The sequence below is a fragment of the Corallococcus exercitus genome, assembly GCF_003611585.1.
Taxonomy (GTDB): Bacteria; Myxococcota; Myxococcia; order Myxococcales; family Myxococcaceae; genus Corallococcus; species Corallococcus exercitus.
The window spans coordinates 1-20394 of record NZ_RAVW01000153.1 but is presented as its reverse complement, the minus strand read 5'-3'; the positions used below and the strand labels follow the sequence as shown (position 1 = coordinate 20394).

Genomic DNA, 20394 nt, shown 5'->3' with positions numbered 1-20394 from the left:
CCGGGGGTGGGCGCGGCGCACTGGGTGCCATTGGGGCAGCAGTTGCAGGAGTTGCCGGCGCAGGCGTCGTTGGTGTTGCAGGGCGTGCAGACGTGGTTGGAGCACGACTCGCCGCGGTCGCATTGGGTGTCTTCGTTGCACTCGACGCAGGAGTTCGCGGTGAGGTCGCAGACCTGGCTGCCAGGGCACTCCGCGTCGGAGGTGCACTGGACGCAGGTGAAGTTCGGCTCGTCACAGACCTGGCCGGAGCCGCAGTCGGAATCGCGAACGCAGCCCGTGCAGACGTTGGTGGCGGTGTCACATTTGCCGGTCTGGCAGTCGCTGTTCTGGGTGCACGCGACGCAGGTGAACTGACCGTTGACCTGGGCGCAGATGGGCGCGGTCGGTCCGCACGGTGAGCACGTGTCTCCGCAAAGGAGGTTCGTGTCACAGGGGGCGCAGAGTGCAGCGGAGTTGCAGTAGTAGGACGGACCGCAACTGCCGTTGCCGGGCTGGTTCGCGAACTGGCGGTTGCACTGGACGCACTGGTCCAGGTTGCCCGGGAACGACGGCCGGCCGGTCTCTGTCTGGAACAGCTGCGCGGGCTGGACCAGAGAGAAGCCAGCGGGAGCGAGCGGAACAACTGGAGGCTGGTTCGCGGGCCGGTCGAAGTCCGTGAACGTCCCATCCAGGACGGCGAACTCTAGTGCTGCGTGCTCGACGATCTGCACGTAGAGCAGCTCGATCGGATACAGCCCGGACTGGGTGAAGGTGACCGAGTTGGTGCTACGTCGTGTCGCCGCTCCGAGTTCCGGTGGCCGGATGACGATGTTGTAGCGGTTGTTGACCTTGTCGAACAGCACGAGGCTGATGGCGTCGTCTGCGTAGAAACCGAAGTGCAGGACGCGCCCGACCATGGCCGGCGTGACGTTCAGGTAGCCGCGGAAGCGGGAGACGAACTTGATGCTCGGGTCGTTGTAGTGGAAGGGGCAGCCACCCTGGGCACACCCTGAGACCACGTTGACGAAGTCGCCGTAGCTCAGCACGCGACCGTCATTCAGGTTGTTCGACAGGTCGAACGTGGAGCGCAGCACGGAGGTCATGCGCGTTGCGCTGTTCTCCTCCATGTATGCATTCAGGCTGTCCGTGTAGAGCGACTGACTCTGCGGATACTCCGCTGCGGTCCGCGTCCACACGTTGGACGCCATGCAGAGCCCTGTACCGGTATCAGTAGGCGACGGCGCCGACGGTGCCCCCGTCACCACCACATCCGGCAGCTTCTGCGCCACGGCAGGCGCGCTCGCGAGACACACGGCGAGCAGGGACAGCGCGGCGTACGCGCGGAGGGGGCGGGGAGCGGTGCGCAAGGCGCCGCGCAGCCTCCCAGATTTGGTTGACGTTCTCAACCTTCCGCCCACGTCCCAAGTCCCGGTACACGAATGCGACCTCCAGGGTCCTCTACCCCTCGGAGCCGCAATCAATCCGTGCAACGTGCAAAACGGGAAACCGTCACCGTGCCGGGAACGTCACACGCGACGGCAGGCGACGTCCCCATCCTGCGAGCGGATGAACGCCGCGGCCAGCTCACTGCCCAGGGCCGCGCACAGCACTTCGTACGTCCGCCGCCGCGCTCCGCCGAAGAAGCCCGGCTGCCGGGTCAGCGTCTCCGGGTGACGCACGAAGACGTTGTATCCAAGGATGCATCCATCCGCGCGCAGCACGGTGATGCCGTCGGTGGCCATCATGCCGCGCAGCAGCTGCGCGGTCGCCCGCACCGCTGATGCCGCACCGCCGTCCTGGGTCGCATGGTGCCGGTCCAGCAGCGCCACCACGTCCATGGGCCGGGGCAACAGGATGCCGTCCACGAAGAGCGCGGAACCCGCGCGCTCCCGGGGCAGCACCGCCACCAGCGTGCCGTGCGAGGACTGCATCACCTCGAACAGCACCCGCCGGAAGAAGCCGCGCGCGTACTCGCGGCTGGAGGGCAGGACCTGTTCGGTCACCGCGCTCGCCAGCGCGTCCAGCACCACGGAGGGCGGCTCCAGGTCGATGCGCGCACCGGACAGGTACACGTGCCGGCACAGCCCGCCGCCGCCACGCAGCTCGATGATGTTGTCCGCGAGCTGCAACACGCCCACCACGCGCGCGCCCCGGTCCGGCGCGTGCCGCAGGCGCTCCAGCGGCGTCTCCGCCATCGGGAACGGATCCGTGCGGAAGATGCCGTAGGTGAGGCCCACGGAGTCGCGCAGCAGGTACAGCGCCCACCAGCGTCCCTGTCCCAGCGGCGCGCACTGCTTGAGCGCCCGCTGGATGGTGGCGCGGTTGCGCGGTCCCGAGCCGAGCGGAATCGGGTCATGCCCGCCCAGCAGCTCCATCATCGCGCCCAGGTCGTCGCCCAGGAACGCGGTGGGGAACAGCAGCGCGCCCTCCTCACGGTAGCGCGACAGCGTCACCAGCAGCTCGCTGAGCGCGTCCGCCGTCTGCGGACACGTCATGTCCGCTTCGTCGAGGAACGTGCTGACGGACTCGGTCAGCAGGTGACGGAACGACAGGATGAGAGGTGAACCCGCCTCCGGGCCCGGACCGGTCATGGCGGATCCAGCATGACGCATCGGTGGCGACGAGGCACGAAGTCTTGCCGCCATCCCGGAAGCGGGGGCCTGTCGGGAACCGGCCGCCTACTCCGCCGCCCGCCGTGCGGTCTCCAGGGTGGTCGCGGTGCGCATCCAGCCCTCCGCCTGGGCATCCAGGTGGGACAGGAGGTCCGCGAAGAAGCGCGCCTCCATGGCCTGCGCCAGCGTGGCCCCGTGCGAGTCCGCCCACTTGCGCGTCACCGTCGCGCGCACCTGGGCGCCCAGCAGGTCCACGAAGCGCTCCAGCAGCGGCGTGGACAGGAGCGTCCCCGCCCACACCACCGCGTCATGGCCCAGGCCGCCGGTGGCCACCGTCACCACCGCCGCCGCCCCGGACGGCACCGAGTACACCAGCGTGGTGAGCGCCTGGAGCAGCTCCTCGCGCATGCCACCCTGCAGCTCGCTGCCCACCAACTGGCGGCAGAAGTCATACAGCGTCGCCCGGTCCGCCGCGTGCGCGTGCAGCGCGTCCAGCTCCAGCGGCGCGTCCAAACGGCCCAGCATCGCGGGCCCGAAGGCCTGCGTCAGCTTCTCCCGCGTCTCCGCGTCCCCGCGCCACGCGGCCACCTCCGGCGCGAAGGCGTCCACCAGCCGGCGCAGCCCGTCCTTCAACGAGTCATCCACCGCCTGCGAGGGCAGCGCCTCATGGGGCCGGGGCCCGGTGAAGGACTCGCGCACCTTGCGGCTCACGAACGTGAGCGCCGTGGCCAGCCCTCGGAACGGCAGGCGCACGAACCGGTGGAAGGTGCTGCGCGCATCCAGTTCGTCGCGGAACGCATCCACCAGCACGTCCGCGGGCACGGCCTTGAGCGCCGCCTGCGCGCCAATGCCTTGCAGGTCATGCCGCAGCCGCTGCCTCAGCCGCTCCGGCTCGCGGGCCGCGCGGGTCGCCGCCCGGGCCACCGCGTCCAGCTCCGAGCGCGCATCCGACAGCGACGCCTCCAGCGCCCGAGCCTTCAACTCGCGCGCATGTTCAGCTTGTCCTAGCAGCGCGGCGAGCGGCGGCCGTCCATCCAATGCCTCCGTGGCCAGCGGCTTCAGTCCCGCCTCCACGTCCGGCTGGTGCGGCGCCAGGTAGCGCGCGAGCGGCGGGTGGCCCACGTCCTGGGCCAGCTTGTCCAGGTGGCCGCGCGCCACGTCCTCGCGCGTGGCTTCGTTGTAGACGAGTAGGTACGGCTTGCCGTGGCCCACCGCCGCGCGCAGGAAGTCCACCAGCGCCGCGTTCTGGTACGTCTGCCGGCTCACCACGAACACCAGCACGTCCACCGTGACGAGCAACGCCTCGGCCCGCTCGCGGTTGTCCCGGTACACGCTGTCGAAGTCCGGCGTGTCCATGACCAGCAGCCCGCGCGGCACCGCGTCCGACAGCACCAGGTACAGCCGGCCCGCGGGCCCGGCCTCGTCCACGGGCGCCACCGTGCCGTCGGGCACCGGGATGATGTCGTAGCGCTGCGTGAGCACGTCCTTCAACGCTCCGGTCCACGTCTCCGGGTTCGCCGCGGCCAGGCACTGCTTGGTGAGCCCGCCCTCGGGGCGCGCGGGGGACAGGGACGCCTTCGCCAGCGCGTTGAAGAGGGTGGACTTCCCGACGTTGTTGGGGCCGGCGATGGCCACGAGGAGCAGCGGAACATCGTCGGCGCCGGAGCCCAGGCGGGGCAGCAGGTCGCGGCGCAGGCGTTCAGCCAGGCGGCGGGCCATGTCGGCGTCGGCGCCATCGGGGAAACGCTCGGAGGCGGGCAGGGCGTCCAGGGCGGACGCGAGGGCGGTGCGCAGGGCGCGAGGGTCCTTCATGGGCATAGGGGCCACGCGCAAGACAGCACGCACGCCGCGCGGTGCCCAGACAAGTGTGCGCACACTGTCCACCGGGGACACCCCCCGGAGAGGCGCGATAGGGTGCGCCGCATGCGCTCCCTCCTCGCCTGCCTGCTCCTGTCGGGGTCCATCGCCTGCACGGCCACGCACGCCAACGCGCCCGTGCCCGCCGAGGCCCATGCCGAAGGCCCGCTGCCCTTCATCCCGGATGACTACGCCCGCGCGCTCGCGGACGCGAAGGCGAAGGGCGTGCCCCTGTTCGTCGACACCTGGGCGCCCTGGTGTCACACCTGCCGCTCCATGCGCGCGTATGTCTTCACGGACAAGGCGCTGGCGAAGCACGCGGACCGCTTCGTGTGGCTGGAGCTCAACACCGACCTGACCCAGAACGCGACGTTCCAGGAGAAGTATCCGGTGGAGTTCTGGCCCACCTTCTTCATCATCGACCCGCGCGAGGAGAAGGCCCTGCTGCGCTTCGCCGGCAGCGCGACGGTGCCGCAGCTGGAGCGCCTCTTCGAGGATGGTGAGCGCGCCTACCAGGGTGGTGCCACCGGCGCGGACGCGCTGCTCGCCCGGGGGGACGCGCTCTACGGAGAGCGCAAGCCCGCGGAGGCCGCCGAGGCCCTGTCGCTGGCGCTCGCGGAGGCTCCCGCCGAATGGTCCCGCCGGGGCCGCGCGCTGGAGTCGCTGCTGATGGCGCAGTACGGGGCGAAGCAGTACGTGCCCTGCGCGCAGAAGGCGGTGGCGGAGCTGCCGAACGTGCCGCGCTCGCTCAACCTGGCCAACAGCGTCCTCAACGGCCTCACCTGCGCGCTGGCCATCCCCGAGGGCACGCCCGAGGCCGCGGACCTGCGCCACACGCTGGAGGCGAAGGCGCGGGACGTGTTGGCGCCGCCGGCCATCGACATGGAGGCGGATGACCGCTCCGGCCTGTACGAGGTGCTGGTGGAGGCGCGCAATCAGGACAAGGACACGGCGGGCGCGAAGCAGGTGGCCCAGGAGTGGCTGACGTTCCTGGAGGGCGAGGCCGCGAAGGCGCCGAACCCCGAGGCGCGCACGGTGTTCGACTCGCACCGCATGCTCGCGGCGATGACGCTGGAGCAGCCGCAGCGGGCCATCCCCGCGCTGGAGCAGAGCGAGAAGGACCTGCCCCAGGACTACAACCCGCCCGCGCGGCTCGCGACGCTGTACCGCCTGTCGGGTCGGCTCGACGACGCGCTCGCCGCGAACGACCGGGCGCTGGCGCGGGTGCAGGGAGCGCGGCGGCTGTCCGTCCTCTCCGGCCGCGCGGACATCCAGGTCGCGCGCAAGGACACCGCGGGCGCGGTGAAGACGCTGGAGGAGGCGCTGACCTTCGCGAAGACGCTGCCCGCCGCGCAGGTGTCGCCGCGTCAGGTGGAGTCGCTGGAGAAGAAGCTCGCCGGGCTCAAAACGCCGGCCGCGGTTCCGGGCGCTGCGCCGTAGCAGGTCCACGAGCCTTCGCGCGTGCCGTACGTGCGCCACGCGCGAAGGGCCTCGCATCGAATAGCCTCGACACACGCGCGGATGCGACGTGCGCAGAGGCGCCGGTGCTGAGGCACTGCGCGGATACCGCTACGGAACCAGCGGCACCGGGCGACGCGCATCCAGGTCGAACAGCTGGAAGTCCTCCGCGCGGCCCTCGCGCATGGCGCCATCGGTGAACACCATCACCGCCTCACCCGGGCCTGTCGCTGGCGGCGGTCCGTGCGCGTAGTCCACGCGCGTCCCATCCGTCACCAGGTGGCGCAGCACTCCGTCGCGCACGGGACCGGGTGACACCAGCTCCCGCACCCGCTTGTCCCGCGTGTGGCCCACCACCTGGGACAATCCCAGGGGCAGCCGCCGGGGATCGAACCTGCGCCGGGGTGTCCCCCGCACGCGCTCCGCGTCCTCCGCGGCCAGGCTGGGCCGCTGGTAGAAGATGCCCACGCCCTCGCCATCCTTCGCATTGCCCGGATGGTGCAGCCCCGGCAGCACCAGCGGCCCGCCCTTCCACGCCGCCACCGCCCGGTCCATCACCCCGTTGAGCGCCTCCGCCACCGCGCGCGCATCCCCCCACCGCCCGGGCTCCAGCCCCACGACCTCCAGGTCCTCGCGCGTGACGCCCGCATGCAGCACCAGCAGCGAATCCCCGGCCGCATGCGCGACGCGGAACCGCCGTGCGCGCAGCAGGTGCTCCACCCACGCGCGCTGCTCCTCGGTCCAGGTGCTGAAGTCCCGCGCCGCCAGCTCCGCGCTCGGCAATCCAGGCCAGCGCTGGAGAAAGGCCCGCTCCGCCGCCGCGTCGGTGTCATCCCCCGCGTAGACCCGGTCCGCCTCCGCCTGTGCGGCGCGGAAGGTCGCATCGGTGAAGTCCGCCAGCTCTCCCACGCGTCCCAGGTCGTGGTTGCCCAGGAGCATCACGGCCTGATCCGCCGGATGGGACGCGAGCCACGCCACCAGCCGCAGCGCGCTCCGGGCCACGCGCTCGCGGTCGGCCGCGGGACCCCAGTCGAAGTGGTCGCCCACGGACACCAGGCACACGTCCGGGCGCAGCCCTCCGTCCCCGTCCAGCAGCCCGTGCAGCGAGAGGATGGACAGCACCCGGTCGAAGTCCGCCTGCGGGTCCCCCATCGCCACGTGCAGCGTGCGGCGCCGCCCATCCGCCGCGACCGCATGTGGCCCCTTCGCCACCGCCGCGTCGGCGCGAGCCAGCGCCTTCCTCGAGAGCGCGTCGTCCATCCCTCCATCCTAGTCACGCTCCGGGCAGTGCCCAGCGGCGCGTCAGGACTGGAAGAAGCGCGAGATGAGCGCGGAGCGGCTCTCCACCTGCGCCTTGTTCAAGAGGTGCGTGACGTGCACCTCCACGGTGCGCTCGGCGCAGCCCAGGTGCAGGGCGATGGCCTTGTTCGTCTCCCCCTGCACCACGTGCTCCAGCACCTGCGCCTCGCGCGCGGTGAGTCCCCAGCGCTGGGTCAGCACCGGCAGGCGCGACGTCGGGTCCGTCGGCGGGCCGGGGTCCAGCACCAGATAGTGGTCCGGCAGCCCCTGCGTGCGCAGCGGGCCGGAGGAGAACAGCGGCCCGGTGCCCGGCGGGCTCCGCAGACACTCGCGCACCTGCGCCGCCAGGGCCTGCGAGTCCTGCTCCCACCGCGCCTGCCCTGCCTTGTTCGCGTGCATCACCCGGCCGCTGAACGTGACGACCCACGCGGGCCGCCCCAGCACCTCCAGCGCCGCGCCCAGGGCCGGGCCCAGCAGGCCCGCCTCGCGCAGCCGCCGGTCCAGGGCCATGCGCCGCTGGATGGAGGGCGTCAGCGCTTGGAGCAGCCGCTGCTCCCGCTCCGTGAAGGGCTCGGCCCGGAAGGCGCCCACCCAGCCCAGCATCATGTCGCCTTCGCACACCAGCACCCGCAGCTGCGCCAGGTGCTCCAATCCCAGAAGCCGGTACAGGTTCGCGGCGTTCCCTGCCAGCTGCGCCCGCGCGTGCTCCCACTCCTCCTCGCTCAGTCCCAGCCGCTCCCACAGCGGCCCCTCGCCCTCGCCGGTGATGGGCAGGGCCCGCAGGGGCTCCGGCATGCCCAGCGGCGAGAAGCGCATCGCCCGGTTGCGCTGGGCCAGCGGCGGGCGCGCGGGATCGAAATAGCCGAACCGGCTCCCCGCCGGCGGCAGGGAGGCGTCGAAGGCCTCCGAAAGGACCGAGGGCGGCTGCGGGAACCCCACGCCGTGCACGAAGGCCGTGTGGTAGCGGTCCGGGCCCACATCCACGCCGTAGGCCGCCGTCCGCTCCGCGCGCAGTGCGCCACGGAGCGCGGCGAGGACCGCGGGCAGGGCCTCGGAGCCGGGCTCCAACCCCTCCAGCAGGCCCTCCAGCTCCTGCAAGAGGCGTTGGTCCTCGGAAATCAAATCAATCACGATTTACGCACTATATCCGTTGGGGCCAATTGGAAGACTTGTGAGGTCGGGAGTGGAATCAGTGCTTCAGCCGCCTGTCCAGGTGGGAAGTGATTCCCAGTCCCCCGGGTCGTCTGAGACTCGCGTGATTTCCTCAATAGAAATGACTTTCGGCTGACGGCACCATGGCGTTCCGTGCCCTTCCGGGGGGGTGGGCCGACCCAGGAGTCGAAGCATCCGTGTGCGCGCGCGCCGGGCGTTCCCCCAGGAATGTCCGGCGCGCTGCCCCTTTTGCGGCGCCTCCCACCCGCCTGTCCACCACCCTACGCGCCCGGTGCCGCCAGGCCCCCGACATGACGGCTTGCGGCGATGATGACCGCTCCCGTGGAGCCCTCGCCCGGAGGCCCTGACATGCCGCGTGATTACGCCTACTACGCCCGGGCCCTGGAGGGGCGGCGCCTGCCGCTGGCCTTCGCGGACGTGGACCTCCTGGGTGAGAACGCGGCGGCGCTGCTGCGGCGCGCGGGAGGGCTGCCCGTGCGGGTGGCCACGAAGTCGGTGCGGTGCGTCGCGCTGCTGCGGCGCGTGCTCGACGGGCATCCCGGCTTCCAGGGCCTCATGTGCTTCAGCGCCGACGAGGCCGTGCGCCTGCGCGAGCGCGGCTTTACCGACCTGCTCATGGGCTACCCCGTCGTGGAGGCCGAGGCCCTGGCGGAGCTGTGCCGGCCGCCAGCGCCCGTGACGCTGATGGTGGACTCGGCCGAGCACGTGGCGCTCGCGGCCCGGGCGGCGAGGCGGCAGGGGACGCGCGCGCCGCTGTGCCTGGACGTGGACCTGTCCGTGGACCTGCCGGGCCTGCGCTTCGGGGTGCACCGCTCGCCGGTGCGCTCGCCGGAGGACGCGCTCGCGGTGGCCCGGAGCATCGCGGCGGAAGGGGACGCGGTGTTCCTCGCGGGCGTCATGGGCTACGAGGCGCAGCTCGCGGGCGTGCCGGACGCCTCGCCGCACGCGGGGGCGAAGAACCTGGTCATCCGCGCGCTCAAGCGGGCTTCCGTGGGCCGCGTGCACGAGCGCAGGCAGGCGGTGGTGGCCGCGCTGAAGGAGGCGGGCTTCGCGCCTCGCTTCGTGAACGGCGGCGGCACCGGCAGCCTGGAGTCCACGCGCGAGGACGCGAGCGTCACCGAGCTGACCGCGGGCAGCGGCCTGTACTCGCCCGCGCTCTTCGACGGCTATCGCGGCTTCCAACACCAGCCCGCGGTGGCGTTCGCCGTCCCCGTCACGCGGCGCCCGGGGCCGGGCCTCTTCACGCTCCAGGGCGGCGGCTATGTGGCCTCCGGTTCTGCGGGCGTGGACAAGCTGCCGGTGCCCTACCTGCCCGAGGGCGCGAAGCTCCTCCCGCTGGAAGGCGCGGGCGAGGTGCAGACGCCCATCGCCTACTCGGGCCCGGTGCCGCTGCCCCTGGGCGCGCCGGTGTTCTTCCGGCACGCGAAGGCGGGCGAGGTGTGCGAGCACTTCCGCACGCTGCTGCTCATCTCCGGGGGCCGTGTCATCGAGGAAGTTCCGACCTACCGGGGCGAATGGGGGTGACGGCATGACGACCATGGCGGCGAAGGCGAAGACGTGGCGCAACTGGTCCGGCGCGGTGGTGGCCCATCCGTCGAGCTTCCTCCAGCCGGAGTCCGTGGACGCGCTGAAGGCCGCGCTGCGCGACGCCAGTGCCCAGGCGCGCACGGTGCGCGTGGTGGGCAGCGGCCACTCGTTCCCGCCCCTGTGCGCGACGGACGAGACGATGGTGTCGCTCGAAGCGCTGCACGGCCTGGAGTCCGTGGATGTCGCCGCGCGCGAGGCCGTGGTGCGGGCGGGCACGAACCTGCGCGAATTGGGGACGCTGCTCGCGGCGCACGGGCTCGCGATGGAGAACCTGGGCGACATCAACAAGCAGTCGCTGGGCGGCGCGCTGGGCACGGGCACGCACGGGACGGGCGTGGGGCTGGGCATCCTCTCCACGCAGGCGGCGGCGATGACGCTCGTCACGGCGAGCGGGGACGAGGTGACGTGTTCGGAGGACGCGTCGCCGGAGCTGCTCCAGGCCGCGCGCGTGTCGCTGGGCGCGCTGGGCGTGGTGACGCGGGTGCGGCTGCGGCTGTTGCCCGCGTACCGGCTGCGGCTGACGCGGCGGAACCTGGGCCTGGAGGAGTGCCTGGCGGGGCTGGATGAGGCGCGTGCGCGCCACCGGCACTACGAGTTCTTCTGGTTCCCGCACTCCGACCGGGTGATGACGAAGGCGATGGACCTCACGGACGAGCCCCCGCACGGGGTGGGCGTGGGGCGCTGGCTCAACGAGATGGTGATGGAGAACGCGGTCTTCGGCGCGGTGAGCCGCGCGTGCCGGATGCGGCCCGCCCTGTGCGCCCCCGTGAGCCGGCTGTCCGCGAAGCTGGCGTCCGAAGGCGTGCTGGCGGGGCAGAGCCACACGCTGTTCGCCACGCCGCGCCTCGTGCGCTTCCAGGAGATGGAATACGGCGTGCCGGTGGAGCGCGGGCCGGACTGCCTGCGCGAGCTGTCTGAATACATCACGCGCGAGCAGCTGCCCGTGCACTTCCCGGTGGAGTACCGCTTCGTGCGCGGCGACGACGTGTTCCTCAGCCCGGCGCACGGCGGGGATCGCGCGTTCATCGCGGTGCATCAGTACCAGGGCATGCCGCTGGAGCCCTACTTCTCGGGCGCGGAGGCCATCTTCCGCAACCACGGGGGCCGGCCGCACTGGGGCAAGCTGCACACGCAGACGGCGGCGACGCTGAAACACCTGTATCCCCGCTGGGACGACTTCCAGCGCGTGCGCGAGCAGCTGGACCCGGAGGGGCGCTTCCTCAATCCCTATCTGAGACGTCTCTTCCTGGAGGAGGGCGTCAGCCGTCCCCGGAGCGAAACCGGAAGCGCGCGGCTCGCGTAGCAGGGTCGCGGTTGATACAGGGGCGCGAAGTCCGCGACGCGCCCCGGAAGCATGTTTTTCGCGTCGTGTCGCGTCAGACGATCCACCAACCTCTCGATAATGCACAATTCAGGGCCCGGCATGCGGTTGGCTAGGGCTCTGGCTGGCGCCAGGCCCGGTGGCGCCCTTTCGAGGGGGATGGATGCGGACGAAGTCTTCGTGGAAGCGCGTGGTGACGGCGTCGATGCTGGTGCTCGCCGTGGGGTGCCGCACGCCCTCCGCGGGGTTGAGGGCCGCGGATGCGTCGGACTCGGGCAACTCCAGCCAGGGCGACTCCAGCCAGTCGGACTCCGGCAACTCGAGCCAGGGTGACTCCAGCCAGGGCGAATCCAGCAAGTCGGACTCGGGCAACTCCAGCGGTGGGGCCTCGAGCCGGTCAGGCTCCAATGGCTCCAGCGATGAAGGCTCCAGCGAGTCGGGCTCGAGTGAATCCAGCGACTCGGACTCGGGCAACTCCAGCCAGGGGGATTCGAGCCATTCGAACTCGAGTGACTCCTCCGGCTCCAGTGACCACAGCTCGGAAGAGGGCTCCAGCCACTCCGGCTCCAGCGAGCACAGCTCCGGCTCCAGCGAGCACAGTGACTCAGGCTCCAGCGAGTCGAACCAGGTGGACCAGGGCGACGACTCGCGCACGCGCAGCGAGAGCAGCAACGGCCGCGAGAATCAGCTCCTGTCGACGGCCACGGTGGCGCTGACGGTGATGGGCCTGGGCATCGTCATCTGGCAGTCGTACGAGCGTGCCGCGCGGCGCAAGGGCAAGCGGCCCTCGCCGAAGGAAGTGGGGCACGCGGCCCAGGTGTACCTGCGCGCCCGCACGCACCAACTGCGAGAGGACCTGGCGCTGGGCGCGGGCCCGACGGTGGACGACCTGGCGCAGGCGGCGCGCATTCGCCGCGAGAACCTGGACGTCTTCGGCAAGCTCTTGCGGACGCACCGCAAGGAGCTGCTGCTGATGGCGGATGCGAAGCAGCTCACGCCCGAACGCGCTCGCGCATGGCTGGAGCGCGTGGGCGAGCTGGCGCGCACCGAGCCTCGGCTCGAGGAGGACCGGCAGGCCTTCCTCCTGGAACAGGAAGGGGCGACCCAAGCGGCCGAGGCCCGTCAGTGAGGCCCCGCGCAGCCTGGCTGGGATTGCTCACGGTGCTGCTGTTGCCCGTGAGCTCGCGGGCGCGTGAGCAGATACAGGACACACCGTCCGAAGAAGTCCCGGGCCAGCTCGCGGTGCCTGCGTTCCTGGACGGGGCGTTCATGGACGTCGCCCTGGCCTCACGGGTCGCGGCACTGGAGGCCACGGCGGGCATCCTCCTGCGCGGCGACGCGGCGCGGGATGCCGCGCTGGTCTCGGACGTGGAAGCGGGCCTCGCCGCCCTGCCTCCCGCGATGCGCCGTCCGCCGGGTGGCCGGTTGGAATTCGTGCTCCACCCGGAGCCCGCGCCCCTGGGCCTCGGTGACGGCACGAAGGCCCGGCCCGACTGGTCGGAGCAGCGCGAGCAGTTCCACCTCTACCGCTACGTCCCTTCCGAGGAGCGCCGGGCCACGCTGCGCCTGTCGCGCCTCACCGACACGGAGGCGGAGCACCTGTGGCGCCGCCGCGCCGTGGTTCACGCCGTGATGCAGCGTTGGGACGACGCGCGCGGCTGGAGCCAGCGTCCCCAGTGGCGCAGGCTGGACGGGTGGCTGCTCCCCCTCGAGCGCCCCCTCACGTGGAAGGAGTCCGCGAGCCTCACCTACGCGGGTGCCTTCAGCCGCGCCCGGGGCCAGGTCAGCGCCTCGCTGGACCTCGTCACGTTCGCGGAGGAGCTGTTCGTCCCCGTGGAGTCCCTGCGTCCGGATGCGCTGCCCCAGGATGATCAGGTCCGCTGCCAGGAACTCTCCAAGACGCGAGCCCTGTCCGGGTTCCTCACGGAAGCGCGCCTGGGCACGCTGCCCGCGAGGGGCGACTGCCCGGCCTTCGATGCCTGGGCGGATGCGGACGCGCTCTCCCACCTGGAGGTCCTGCTCGTCGCGGCCACGGGCCGGCAACCCCAGTCCCTCTTCGGCCACCTCCTCCTGCGCCCGGTCTGGCGCGAAGGCGCCACGGTGCAGGGCCCCGGCTTCGAGCGCGTCGTGCAACTGGTGGCCCTCACCGGCATGGAGGAGAAGGGCCTCAACTACCTGATGAAGGGCATGACGGGCGGCTACAGCACCGTCTTCCTCACGGGCACCCTGGGCGACATCACCCATGAATCGCTGGAGCTGGAGCAGCGCACCATCCGCCGCTTCCGCCTGAACCTCATGCCCGGCGAATCCCAGCGCATGCTGGAGCGCATCTGGGAACTCGAGCGTCGCGGCTACCTGGGCTACTACTTCTTCACCGACAACTGCGCCGCCGCGCTCCTCTTCCTCCTCAACGGCTCGCTGGAGAACGGCCGTCACGTGAGCGCCCCCGGCACGCTGTGGGTCCTGCCCACCGCCACGCTGGACACGCTGGCGAAGACGAACGTCGTGGACGCGAGCGGGCACACGGTGCCGCTCCTGGAGCACCTTCCGGATGCCTTCGAGTCCACGGGAGACCGCGCCCGGCGCGCGCTCGTGGAGCAGGAGCGGCTGCTTACGAAGCTGGCGGCCCTGCTTCCGTCCAATGCCCTCGCGCCGCTGCACCTCGTGCACCGCCGCCTCCAATCCCCGGAGCCCGACGTCCGTCGTCAGGCCTACGAGCAGCTGCCCCGCGCCGTGACGACCGCGCTCGACGCTGCCTCCCAGGCCGTGCGCGCCGAAACCCGCGATGCCCTGCACGCCTACGTGGCGCACGCGGTGCGGGTGGAGCGCGCGGCGGTGGATCAGGCCGAAGGGGAGAAGCTCGCCATTGAGCGCGAGCGCCTCATCGCCCTCGACCTGAAGGGGGAGGGCGGGGCCGCCCAGGGCGTCAAGGAACGGCAGCTCCTCTTCGAGCGCGAGGACGCCATGCAGCGGAAGCTCGCGGTGCTGGACCGCACGGCCCTGCTCCAGCAGGCGCTGGACACCGCCACCAAGCGCCTGCCCACGCCGGACGAGCTCAAGACCCTGGTCCGCGCCGAGCACACCGAGGCCGCCTTCGCCGCCGCCACCGAGGCGCAGGGCACGCTCAACGACGGGCCGCTCGCGGAGGTGGATCCGCGCGCCTTCCTCGCGAAGGACCATCAGCGGAAGACGGAGGCGGAGACCACCTGGGCCCGGGGTGCGCTGCGTGAATCCGGCGCGGCCCGCACGGTGGTGAGCGGCGGCGTGGACTTCCCGGAAGTGGGCGCCGCGCGGCCCGTGGTGAGCCTGCGCACCTCCGCGATGAACGAGACCCTGGGCGACGCGCGCCTGCACGGCTTCCAGTCCAGCAGCGAGCTGCGCGTGCTGGACGGAGAGCTGTCGGTGGAGCCCCGCTGGGGCGTGCCGCGCATCATTGGCTCACGGCTGACGCTGGTGGGCTACCGCACGCTGATGCCGGAGCTGCCCCAGCAGCAGCGGTCGTTCTCCGACTCGCTGGGCTGGGGCGCGGAGGCGAGGATGTCCACGGACATCGGCCGTCCGCTGCCCTACCGCGCGACGGTGGAGGCGGAGGCGCTGGGCGTCGTGGCGGCCTCGGAGCGCTTCGACACCTTCCTCGCGGTGGGGCTGGGCGCCCAGGCCACGATGGCCTGGAGCCCCTTTGAAACAGTCCCGACCATCGGGCCGCGTCTGTCATTGTCCCATCGCACGGCCCTGCCCGGTCCGGGCAACAGCGCGCTGCGGCTGGAGGCCACGTACGTCCCGGCGTGGCGCACGGGCATCACGCCGGGCTTCACGCACGAGGCGGACGCGACGCTCCAGGTGGAGTGGTACCTGGGGCGCGTCGCCCGCTGGAGCGTGCTGCTCACTCCCCGCGCGCAGGTCCACTGGGAGGGGACACTCGCGTCGTGGGCAGGTCCCGGGAGAAGTCTCGCGAGCCTTCCGGAAGGGCTGGCGCGACATCGCCTTGCGCTAGGAGTGGAGCTCCGCTGACGCGCGGCGCGAGGAAGACGGGGATCTCGCCGGTGAACAGCGGGCGGCTTCCGGCCCCGGCGAGGGCGCCGATGAACAGGCCGATGGCGTGCAGCATCGTCCAGCTCAGCCAGCCCATGCCGTAGAACACCCGCATGCCGCCCAGGCCGAAGACGTTGAAGAGCACGTAGAGCGTGGCGGGAACCGCCACGGCGGTGACGAGCGCGGCGGCCAGGGCGCGGCGGGGCCGTCCCGCGTGGAAGCCGCCGAACGTGCCGGCCAGCAGGCCGTTGAACAACGGAATGAAGAACGTGGAGGCGCTGATGAGCACCATGGTCAACACGCTCACGTCGAACCGGTTGTGCTTCCAGACGACGCGGCTCTCCTCCACGCGCGTGTCGGACGGCAGTTCCTCGTATCTGACCTGCTCGCTCCTCAGGTGAAGGTGGCGGCTCGAATTCGTGACGTTCTCCGAGCCCTCCGTATAGGTCTCATCCATGGCGCCTTGGCCTCCGTGCGGGCGGGAGAAGGACAGTGCCCGGACACCCATGGGAGATGGTGCTGGAGGCGGACGGGTGGAAGGGCTGACGGCTCCACTGGTCCCTGAGAAGGAGGGCGCACGCCGTGCCTGCCCGCCGGGAATTTTCGCGACCCGGCGTGGGGCGGATGCCGTACGCCGGGGCCGTGACGCACGGGAGACTTGGCGTCTGGTGGCTGGCGGCTATGCTGCCGCGCCTCCGCCGTACTGCTTCCCAGCCTGGATGGATTCCATGAGCCTTCGCCGCAACCTGCTGACCGTCGCCCTTCTCTCCACCACGCTGCTGTCCGCTTGCGCGCTGCGCCCGCGCTACAACGACATCGTCCAGGCGAACGGCACCACCGCGCTCCAGGAGAACCAGCTCGTGGTGCTGCGCGTGATGGACGCCGCCACGGGCAAGCCGGTGAAGGGCGTCAAGGTGCTCGGCGGCGAGTACCGCAACCACCTCAACGCCACCAGCGACGAGAACGGTGAGATTTCCCTCCAGCTCGACCCGGGCCTGGTGAAGGAGAACCCGCTGGTGGAGATCGTGCTGCCCAAGGGCGTGCGCCGCTACAAGCTCCAGGTGGTGCCCTCCGGTCAGGCCCCCGCGCCCGAAGGCGAGCCCATCAACGCCCCCGCCGCGCAGCCGTCCACCACGCCGGAGCCGTCCACCACGCCCGCGACGCCCGGCGCTCCGTCGGAGACTCCGGTCCAGGCGAGCCCCGACACGACGACGAAGTAGGTCCGGCCGTCAGGTGAACCAGCGGATCAGGCGCCTGCCCTGCAAGCGCCTGAACGCGCCCAGCCGCCGCTGGAAGTCCCCGCCGATGGTGACGAAGCGCACGCCACAGCGTCCCCGCGTGCGCTCCCCGGCGGAGCGGCGGGCCCACATGACCTGGGCCTGGAACGGCACCTCCTCATCCCCCAGCAGCAACGCGCCTTCCAGGAGATCGCCCGCCTTCATCGGCTGGAGCATCTCCGCGCAGAAGCCGCCCTCCGACACATCCCGGGTGTAGAGCGGCAGCATGCCGCGCAGACGGACGGCCAGGCGATGCTCGAAGCGGGGCACGGCTCGGGGGAGGTGCATGGTCTGGATTCTGACGGATTCCGCCTTTGCAGTAAAATTGCGCCAATAGAGAGCAGGCGGGCGGGCGGACCCGTCGTGCAAATCCTGGGAAACGTTGAGAAATCTCCTGGGAGGAGGGAGCGGCCCATGTCGAAGGCATTCACCAAGGAAGACGGGAGCAGCGACGAGGGGCTCACCCCCACGCGTCTCCGGTCGACGTCGGCGGAGCAGCGCTACATCACGCCGGAGGGCTACCGCGCGCTCCAGGAGGAGCTCCTGGAGCTGCAGGGTCCCGCGCCCCGGGACTGGCCGGAGCTGGAGGCGGGCGTGCGCAAGCGCGAGCGGGAGCGCCGGGCGCGCGAGCTCACCGCCATCCTGGAGGACGTGCGCGTGGTGGCGCCGGATCCATCGCAGGCGGGCCGCGTCTTCTTCGGCGCGTGGGTGGTGCTGGAGGACGAGGAGGGCACGCAGATGCGCTATCGCATCGTCGGCCCGGATGAGGCGGACGTGAAGGCGGGGCGGCTGAGCGTGGAGTCCCCGCTGGCGCGCGCTCTCCTGGGCAAGGAGGCCGGCGAGGTCGTGCAGGTGGAGCGTCCGCGCGGCCCGGTGGAGTACGAGCTCCTCGCGGTGGAGTACGCGGCGTCCGAGGACAGCGCCGCCGCGCCGTAGCGGGCCGCTTCAGCGCTTCGTGGCGATGACGGTGACGAGCCGGCCGAAGGGCTCCGGCATGTCGCCCTCGCGCACCTCCACGTCGAACCCCGCCGCCTCCAGCAGGACGCGCGCGCGGGGCACGAGGAACGTCAGGTAGTACATGACGAACGGCGGCTTCCAGAGCGCGTTGCGCACGCGCATGGCGGCGTTGAAGCCCTTCGCCACCCAGTAGCCGGGGTTGAGCGCGGACGGCGGCTGGCCGGTGACGAAGACGAAGCGGCCCCCCGGTTTCAGCGCCCGCGCGATGCCCGCGACGAGGCGCGGCTCGTCCTCCTCCAGGATGTGCCCGAAGGCGCCGAAGCTGGTGATCAGGTCGAACGCCGCGTCGGAGGGCAGCGTCAGCGCATCCCCGCGCACGAACTCGAGCGCCGCGGTGCCCGGCGCATCCGCCAGCCGGCGGCGCGCTTCATCCAGCATGCCCTGGCTCAGGTCGAACCCGACGACGCGCTCGCGGCACAGCGGGCGCAGCACGCGCATCGCGGCGCCGGTGCCGCAGCACACGTCCAGCGCGCTGCCCACGCCGCCGTCGGGGCCCACGTGCGCGAGCGCGGCCTTGAGCACCGGATCCGGCGTGCGGAACGGCGTGTGCTCGAACTTGGGCGCGAGCAGGTCGTAGCCCTGCTCGACGGAGGTGAGGGCCTGCCGTGCAAGCTCGCGGAAGGAGGGGCCGTCGCGGTGGAACATGGGATGAGGTGTACCCACATCCTCCCGCCCCCGCCACCGGGGTGCGGGGCGACCCGATGGGATTTGAATGTTCCGGCGGGGGCCCCGTCAGTCAGGACAAGCAACTCGGACGGAGGATGGAAGACATGGCTTTCAAGCTCGGACTCGCGACCCTGGCCTTCGGTGCACTGCTGCTCGGTTCCTCCACGTCGATGGCAGAGGACTGGCGCGGCCCGACGCAGGCGGATGCGCGCTGGGGTGGCCGGGAGCAGTACCGCGGTGGCTGGGAAGCGCCCCGCGACCAGGCGTTCCGCTACGTGGATGACGACGCGAAGACGCGCCGCTTCATGGGCTGCCGCGGCCCGAACTGCAACCACGGCCCCATGCCCCGCCCGGTGGACTCGCGCGGCCGCTACGAGCTGCAGACGGTGGAGCGCTGGGTGCCGGAGCGCTACGAGCAGGTCTGGGTCCCCGAGCAGTGCGTGTCCCGGGGCCGCCACGGCCGCCACGTGCGCTGCACGCCGGGCTACTACGACCAGCGCTATGTGCCGGGCGGCTACCAGGCGGTGACGGAGTGGGTCTGGGTGCCGTACGCCGGGCGCCGCTGGCAGACGGTGGTCTACTACCCGTAGCGAGGACGCAGGGGAACTGACGGACGGACGACGCAAGGGGAAGCAGGGGACACGCGGGGCGGTGCCGGGAGAGGGGGTTCTCCGGGTGTCGCCCCGCGGTGTTTTTTCGCGGGCGGGCCTGTTAGTCAGGGCCCGCATATGGGGACCGCATTCATCACGGGCGCGGGCGTGCGCGTTGGAAGCGCGGTGGCACGCGCGCTGGGCCGCGCCGGCTACGACCTGGCGCTTCACGCGAACCGCTCCATGGAGCCGTTGGAGGTCCTGGCGGACGAGCTGCGCGCGCTGGGCCGCGCCGTCACGCTGTACAGCGGCGACCTCTCCGACGCACAGGCCGTGGATGCGCTGGGCGCCCGGGTCCGGGAGGCGCACCCCGCGCTGGACGTGGTGGTCCACAACGCGGGGCTCTACGAGCGGGTGGACTTCGCCGCCGTGACGCGCGAGCAGTACCGCCGCATGCTCGCCGTGAACGTGGACGCGCCCTTCTTCCTCACGCAGGCGCTCTTGCCGTCGCTGCGCGCGGGCAAGGACCCGCTGGTGGTGCACCTCACCGACATCGGTGGGGAGCGGGCGGTGAGCCACTACGCGCACTACTCGGTGAGCAAGGCGGGGCTCGTGATGCTGACGCGCGCGCTGGCGGTGGAGCTGGCGCCGCACGTGCGCGTCAACGCCATCTCACCGGGTGTGGTGGCCTTCCCGGAGCACTTCGACGAAGCCGCGCGCCAGGAGGTGCTCCAGCGCGTGCCCATGGGCCGCGAGGGCAGCGTGGAGGACGTGGCGCGCACGGTGGTGTTCCTCGCGCGCGAGGCGCCGTATCTCACCGGGCAGGTCATCGCCTTGGATGGCGGAAGGAGCGCGCAGCTGTGAGCCAGGAACCGGTGTGGATCCACCCCGTGGTCAACGACGCGCAGGGCCGCCCGCTGGACGTGATGGAGCTGCGCGGGCTCACGGTGGACGTCATCGTGGGCGTCTACAACCGCGAGCGCGTGACGCCGCAGCCGCTGCGCCTGGACGTGGCGCTCTTCCTGTACGCGCGGCAGGCGGCGGTGGGCGGGAAGCTGGCGAACACCGTGCACTACGGGCGGCTGGCCGGGGAGCTGCGCTTCCTCCTGGATGCGTGCCGCTTCGAGCTCCTGGAGTCCGCGGCGGAGGCGGTGTGCCGCTACCTGCTGGCGCCGCCCACGGACGCCGCGCCGCACGCGCACCTGTACGCCGCCACGGTGCGGGTCACCAAGCCGGAGGCGCTGACGGGCTGGGCCATCCCGTCGCTCCAGGTGCACCGGACCGTCGAGGAGATGGTCTACCGGACGGAGGCGAAGGCCTTCGGCCACGTGGACGTCATCCATGAGGGGGCGACCTACGGCGTGTACCGGCTGCGGGTGGCGCCGGGCAGGGGCATCCCCCCGCGAGCGGACGGGCACACGGAGGGCATGGAGCTGGTGCTGGGCGCGGGGATGCTGCTGCGGGGGCCTGGCTCTTATACACATCTCCGAGCCCACGAGACATGCGCAGATATCGTATGCCGTCTT

The 20394-nt window shown here is 71.7% G+C and carries 17 protein-coding genes; 10 read left to right on the top strand and 7 right to left on the bottom strand.

From position 1 onward, the window contains the following. The 3 genes from traA to D7W79_RS19975 form a co-directional block, all read right to left on the bottom strand. Positions 1-1346: outer membrane exchange protein TraA family protein (gene traA / locus D7W79_RS19985; protein WP_276375369.1), on the bottom strand; the 1346-nt coding region annotated here is incomplete at its 3' end. A gap of 159 nt (positions 1347-1505) precedes the next feature. After that, positions 1506-2570 carry a hypothetical protein gene (locus tag D7W79_RS19980; RefSeq protein WP_120526981.1) on the bottom strand — a complete coding sequence of 355 codons (1065 nt, stop codon included), beginning with the start codon at positions 2568-2570 and terminating at the stop codon, positions 1506-1508. 87 nt (positions 2571-2657) lie between these two features. Further along, on the bottom strand, positions 2658-4403 hold the full coding sequence (locus D7W79_RS19975) for a GTPase (RefSeq protein ID WP_120526983.1): 1746 nt from the start codon (positions 4401-4403) through the stop codon (positions 2658-2660). Between the two features lie 111 nt (positions 4404-4514). Between D7W79_RS19975 and D7W79_RS19970 the strand changes: the two genes are divergently transcribed. Beyond that, positions 4515-5888 (top strand): thioredoxin family protein, encoded by a 1374-nt coding sequence (locus D7W79_RS19970; RefSeq protein WP_120526980.1) that lies wholly within the window; start codon positions 4515-4517, stop codon positions 5886-5888. Between the two features lie 129 nt (positions 5889-6017). On the opposite strand, the gene D7W79_RS19965 is transcribed toward D7W79_RS19970, so the two are convergent. Further along, positions 6018-7166: a metallophosphoesterase gene (locus tag D7W79_RS19965; RefSeq protein ID WP_120526979.1), complete on the bottom strand. Its 1149-nt coding sequence runs from the start codon at positions 7164-7166 to the stop codon at positions 6018-6020. Positions 7167-7208: 42 nt separating this feature from the next. Beyond that, entirely contained in the window at positions 7209-8336 is a 1128-nt protein-coding gene (locus tag D7W79_RS19960; protein WP_120526978.1) for a helix-turn-helix transcriptional regulator, read from the bottom strand. Positions 8337-8726: 390 nt separating this feature from the next. Between D7W79_RS19960 and D7W79_RS19955 the strand changes: the two genes are divergently transcribed. The 5 genes from D7W79_RS19955 to D7W79_RS19930 all read left to right on the top strand — a co-directional run bounded on the left by D7W79_RS19955 (position 8727) and on the right by D7W79_RS19930 (position 16538). Continuing rightward, positions 8727-9902 (top strand): alanine racemase, encoded by a 1176-nt coding sequence (locus tag D7W79_RS19955; RefSeq protein WP_120526982.1) that lies wholly within the window; start codon positions 8727-8729, stop codon positions 9900-9902. Positions 9903-9906: 4 nt separating this feature from the next. Further along, positions 9907-11268 (top strand): D-arabinono-1,4-lactone oxidase, encoded by a 1362-nt coding sequence (locus D7W79_RS19950; protein ID WP_120526977.1) that lies wholly within the window; start codon positions 9907-9909, stop codon positions 11266-11268. Positions 11269-11449: 181 nt separating this feature from the next. Then, the gene (locus D7W79_RS45085; protein WP_244221863.1) at positions 11450-12415 is read left to right on the top strand and encodes a hypothetical protein; all 966 of its coding nucleotides are present in this window, start codon (positions 11450-11452) and stop codon (positions 12413-12415) included. Next, a complete protein-coding gene (locus D7W79_RS19935; RefSeq protein WP_120526974.1) occupies positions 12412-15297 on the top strand; it encodes an Lnb N-terminal periplasmic domain-containing protein in 2886 nt (961 codons plus the stop codon). Before D7W79_RS45085 ends, D7W79_RS19935 begins: the two co-directional genes overlap by 4 nt. 749 nt (positions 15298-16046) lie before the next feature. Further along, positions 16047-16538, top strand: a complete 492-nt coding sequence (locus D7W79_RS19930) for a hypothetical protein (protein WP_120526973.1) — start codon at positions 16047-16049, stop codon at positions 16536-16538. Positions 16539-16547: 9 nt separating this feature from the next. On the opposite strand, the gene D7W79_RS19925 is transcribed toward D7W79_RS19930, so the two are convergent. Then, positions 16548-16883 carry a PilZ domain-containing protein gene (locus tag D7W79_RS19925; protein ID WP_120526972.1) on the bottom strand — a complete coding sequence of 112 codons (336 nt, stop codon included), beginning with the start codon at positions 16881-16883 and terminating at the stop codon, positions 16548-16550. Between the two features lie 126 nt (positions 16884-17009). On the opposite strand from D7W79_RS19925, the gene D7W79_RS19920 reads away from it, so the two are divergent. Beyond that, positions 17010-17531: a GreA/GreB family elongation factor gene (locus tag D7W79_RS19920; RefSeq protein ID WP_120526971.1), complete on the top strand. Its 522-nt coding sequence runs from the start codon at positions 17010-17012 to the stop codon at positions 17529-17531. Between the two features lie 9 nt (positions 17532-17540). Here the strand turns inward: D7W79_RS19920 and D7W79_RS19915 are convergent, their stop codons facing one another. Continuing rightward, positions 17541-18257, bottom strand: a complete 717-nt coding sequence (locus D7W79_RS19915) for a class I SAM-dependent methyltransferase (RefSeq protein ID WP_120526970.1) — start codon at positions 18255-18257, stop codon at positions 17541-17543. A gap of 125 nt (positions 18258-18382) precedes the next feature. Between D7W79_RS19915 and D7W79_RS19910 the strand changes: the two genes are divergently transcribed. The 3 genes from D7W79_RS19910 to D7W79_RS19900 form a co-directional block, all read left to right on the top strand. After that, complete coding sequence (locus D7W79_RS19910) at positions 18383-18868, top strand: hypothetical protein (protein WP_167497717.1); 486 nt, start codon at positions 18383-18385, stop codon at positions 18866-18868. A 138-nt stretch (positions 18869-19006) separates the two neighbouring features. Then, positions 19007-19732, top strand: coding sequence for an SDR family oxidoreductase (locus D7W79_RS19905; RefSeq protein ID WP_120526969.1), 726 nt, complete (start codon positions 19007-19009; stop codon positions 19730-19732). Continuing rightward, a partial coding sequence (locus tag D7W79_RS19900) for a dihydroneopterin aldolase (protein WP_244221862.1) occupies positions 19729-20394 on the top strand: 666 nt, incomplete at its 3' end. The genes D7W79_RS19905 and D7W79_RS19900, both read left to right, overlap by 4 nt.

What these genes read in the sequence shown, in the direction of transcription:
- D7W79_RS19905 (WP_120526969.1), top strand. Translation starts at nt 19,007, where the DNA reads ATGGGGACCGCATTCATCACGGGCGCGGGCGTGCGCGTTGGAAGCGCG.
- D7W79_RS19955 (WP_120526982.1), top strand. Translation starts at nt 8,727, where the DNA reads ATGCCGCGTGATTACGCCTACTACGCCCGGGCCCTGGAGGGGCGGCGC.
- D7W79_RS19965 (WP_120526979.1), bottom strand. Translation starts at nt 7,166, where the DNA reads ATGGACGACGCGCTCTCGAGGAAGGCGCTGGCTCGCGCCGACGCGGCG.
- D7W79_RS19920 (WP_120526971.1), top strand. Translation starts at nt 17,010, where the DNA reads ATGTCGAAGGCATTCACCAAGGAAGACGGGAGCAGCGACGAGGGGCTC.
- D7W79_RS19930 (WP_120526973.1), top strand. Translation starts at nt 16,047, where the DNA reads ATGAGCCTTCGCCGCAACCTGCTGACCGTCGCCCTTCTCTCCACCACG.
- D7W79_RS19910 (WP_167497717.1), top strand. Translation starts at nt 18,383, where the DNA reads ATGGCTTTCAAGCTCGGACTCGCGACCCTGGCCTTCGGTGCACTGCTG.
- D7W79_RS19980 (WP_120526981.1), bottom strand. Translation starts at nt 2,570, where the DNA reads ATGACCGGTCCGGGCCCGGAGGCGGGTTCACCTCTCATCCTGTCGTTC.
- D7W79_RS19950 (WP_120526977.1), top strand. Translation starts at nt 9,907, where the DNA reads ATGACGACCATGGCGGCGAAGGCGAAGACGTGGCGCAACTGGTCCGGC.
- D7W79_RS19970 (WP_120526980.1), top strand. Translation starts at nt 4,515, where the DNA reads ATGCGCTCCCTCCTCGCCTGCCTGCTCCTGTCGGGGTCCATCGCCTGC.
- D7W79_RS45085 (WP_244221863.1), top strand. Translation starts at nt 11,450, where the DNA reads ATGCGGACGAAGTCTTCGTGGAAGCGCGTGGTGACGGCGTCGATGCTG.
- D7W79_RS19975 (WP_120526983.1), bottom strand. Translation starts at nt 4,403, where the DNA reads ATGAAGGACCCTCGCGCCCTGCGCACCGCCCTCGCGTCCGCCCTGGAC.
- D7W79_RS19925 (WP_120526972.1), bottom strand. Translation starts at nt 16,883, where the DNA reads ATGCACCTCCCCCGAGCCGTGCCCCGCTTCGAGCATCGCCTGGCCGTC.
- D7W79_RS19915 (WP_120526970.1), bottom strand. Translation starts at nt 18,257, where the DNA reads ATGTTCCACCGCGACGGCCCCTCCTTCCGCGAGCTTGCACGGCAGGCC.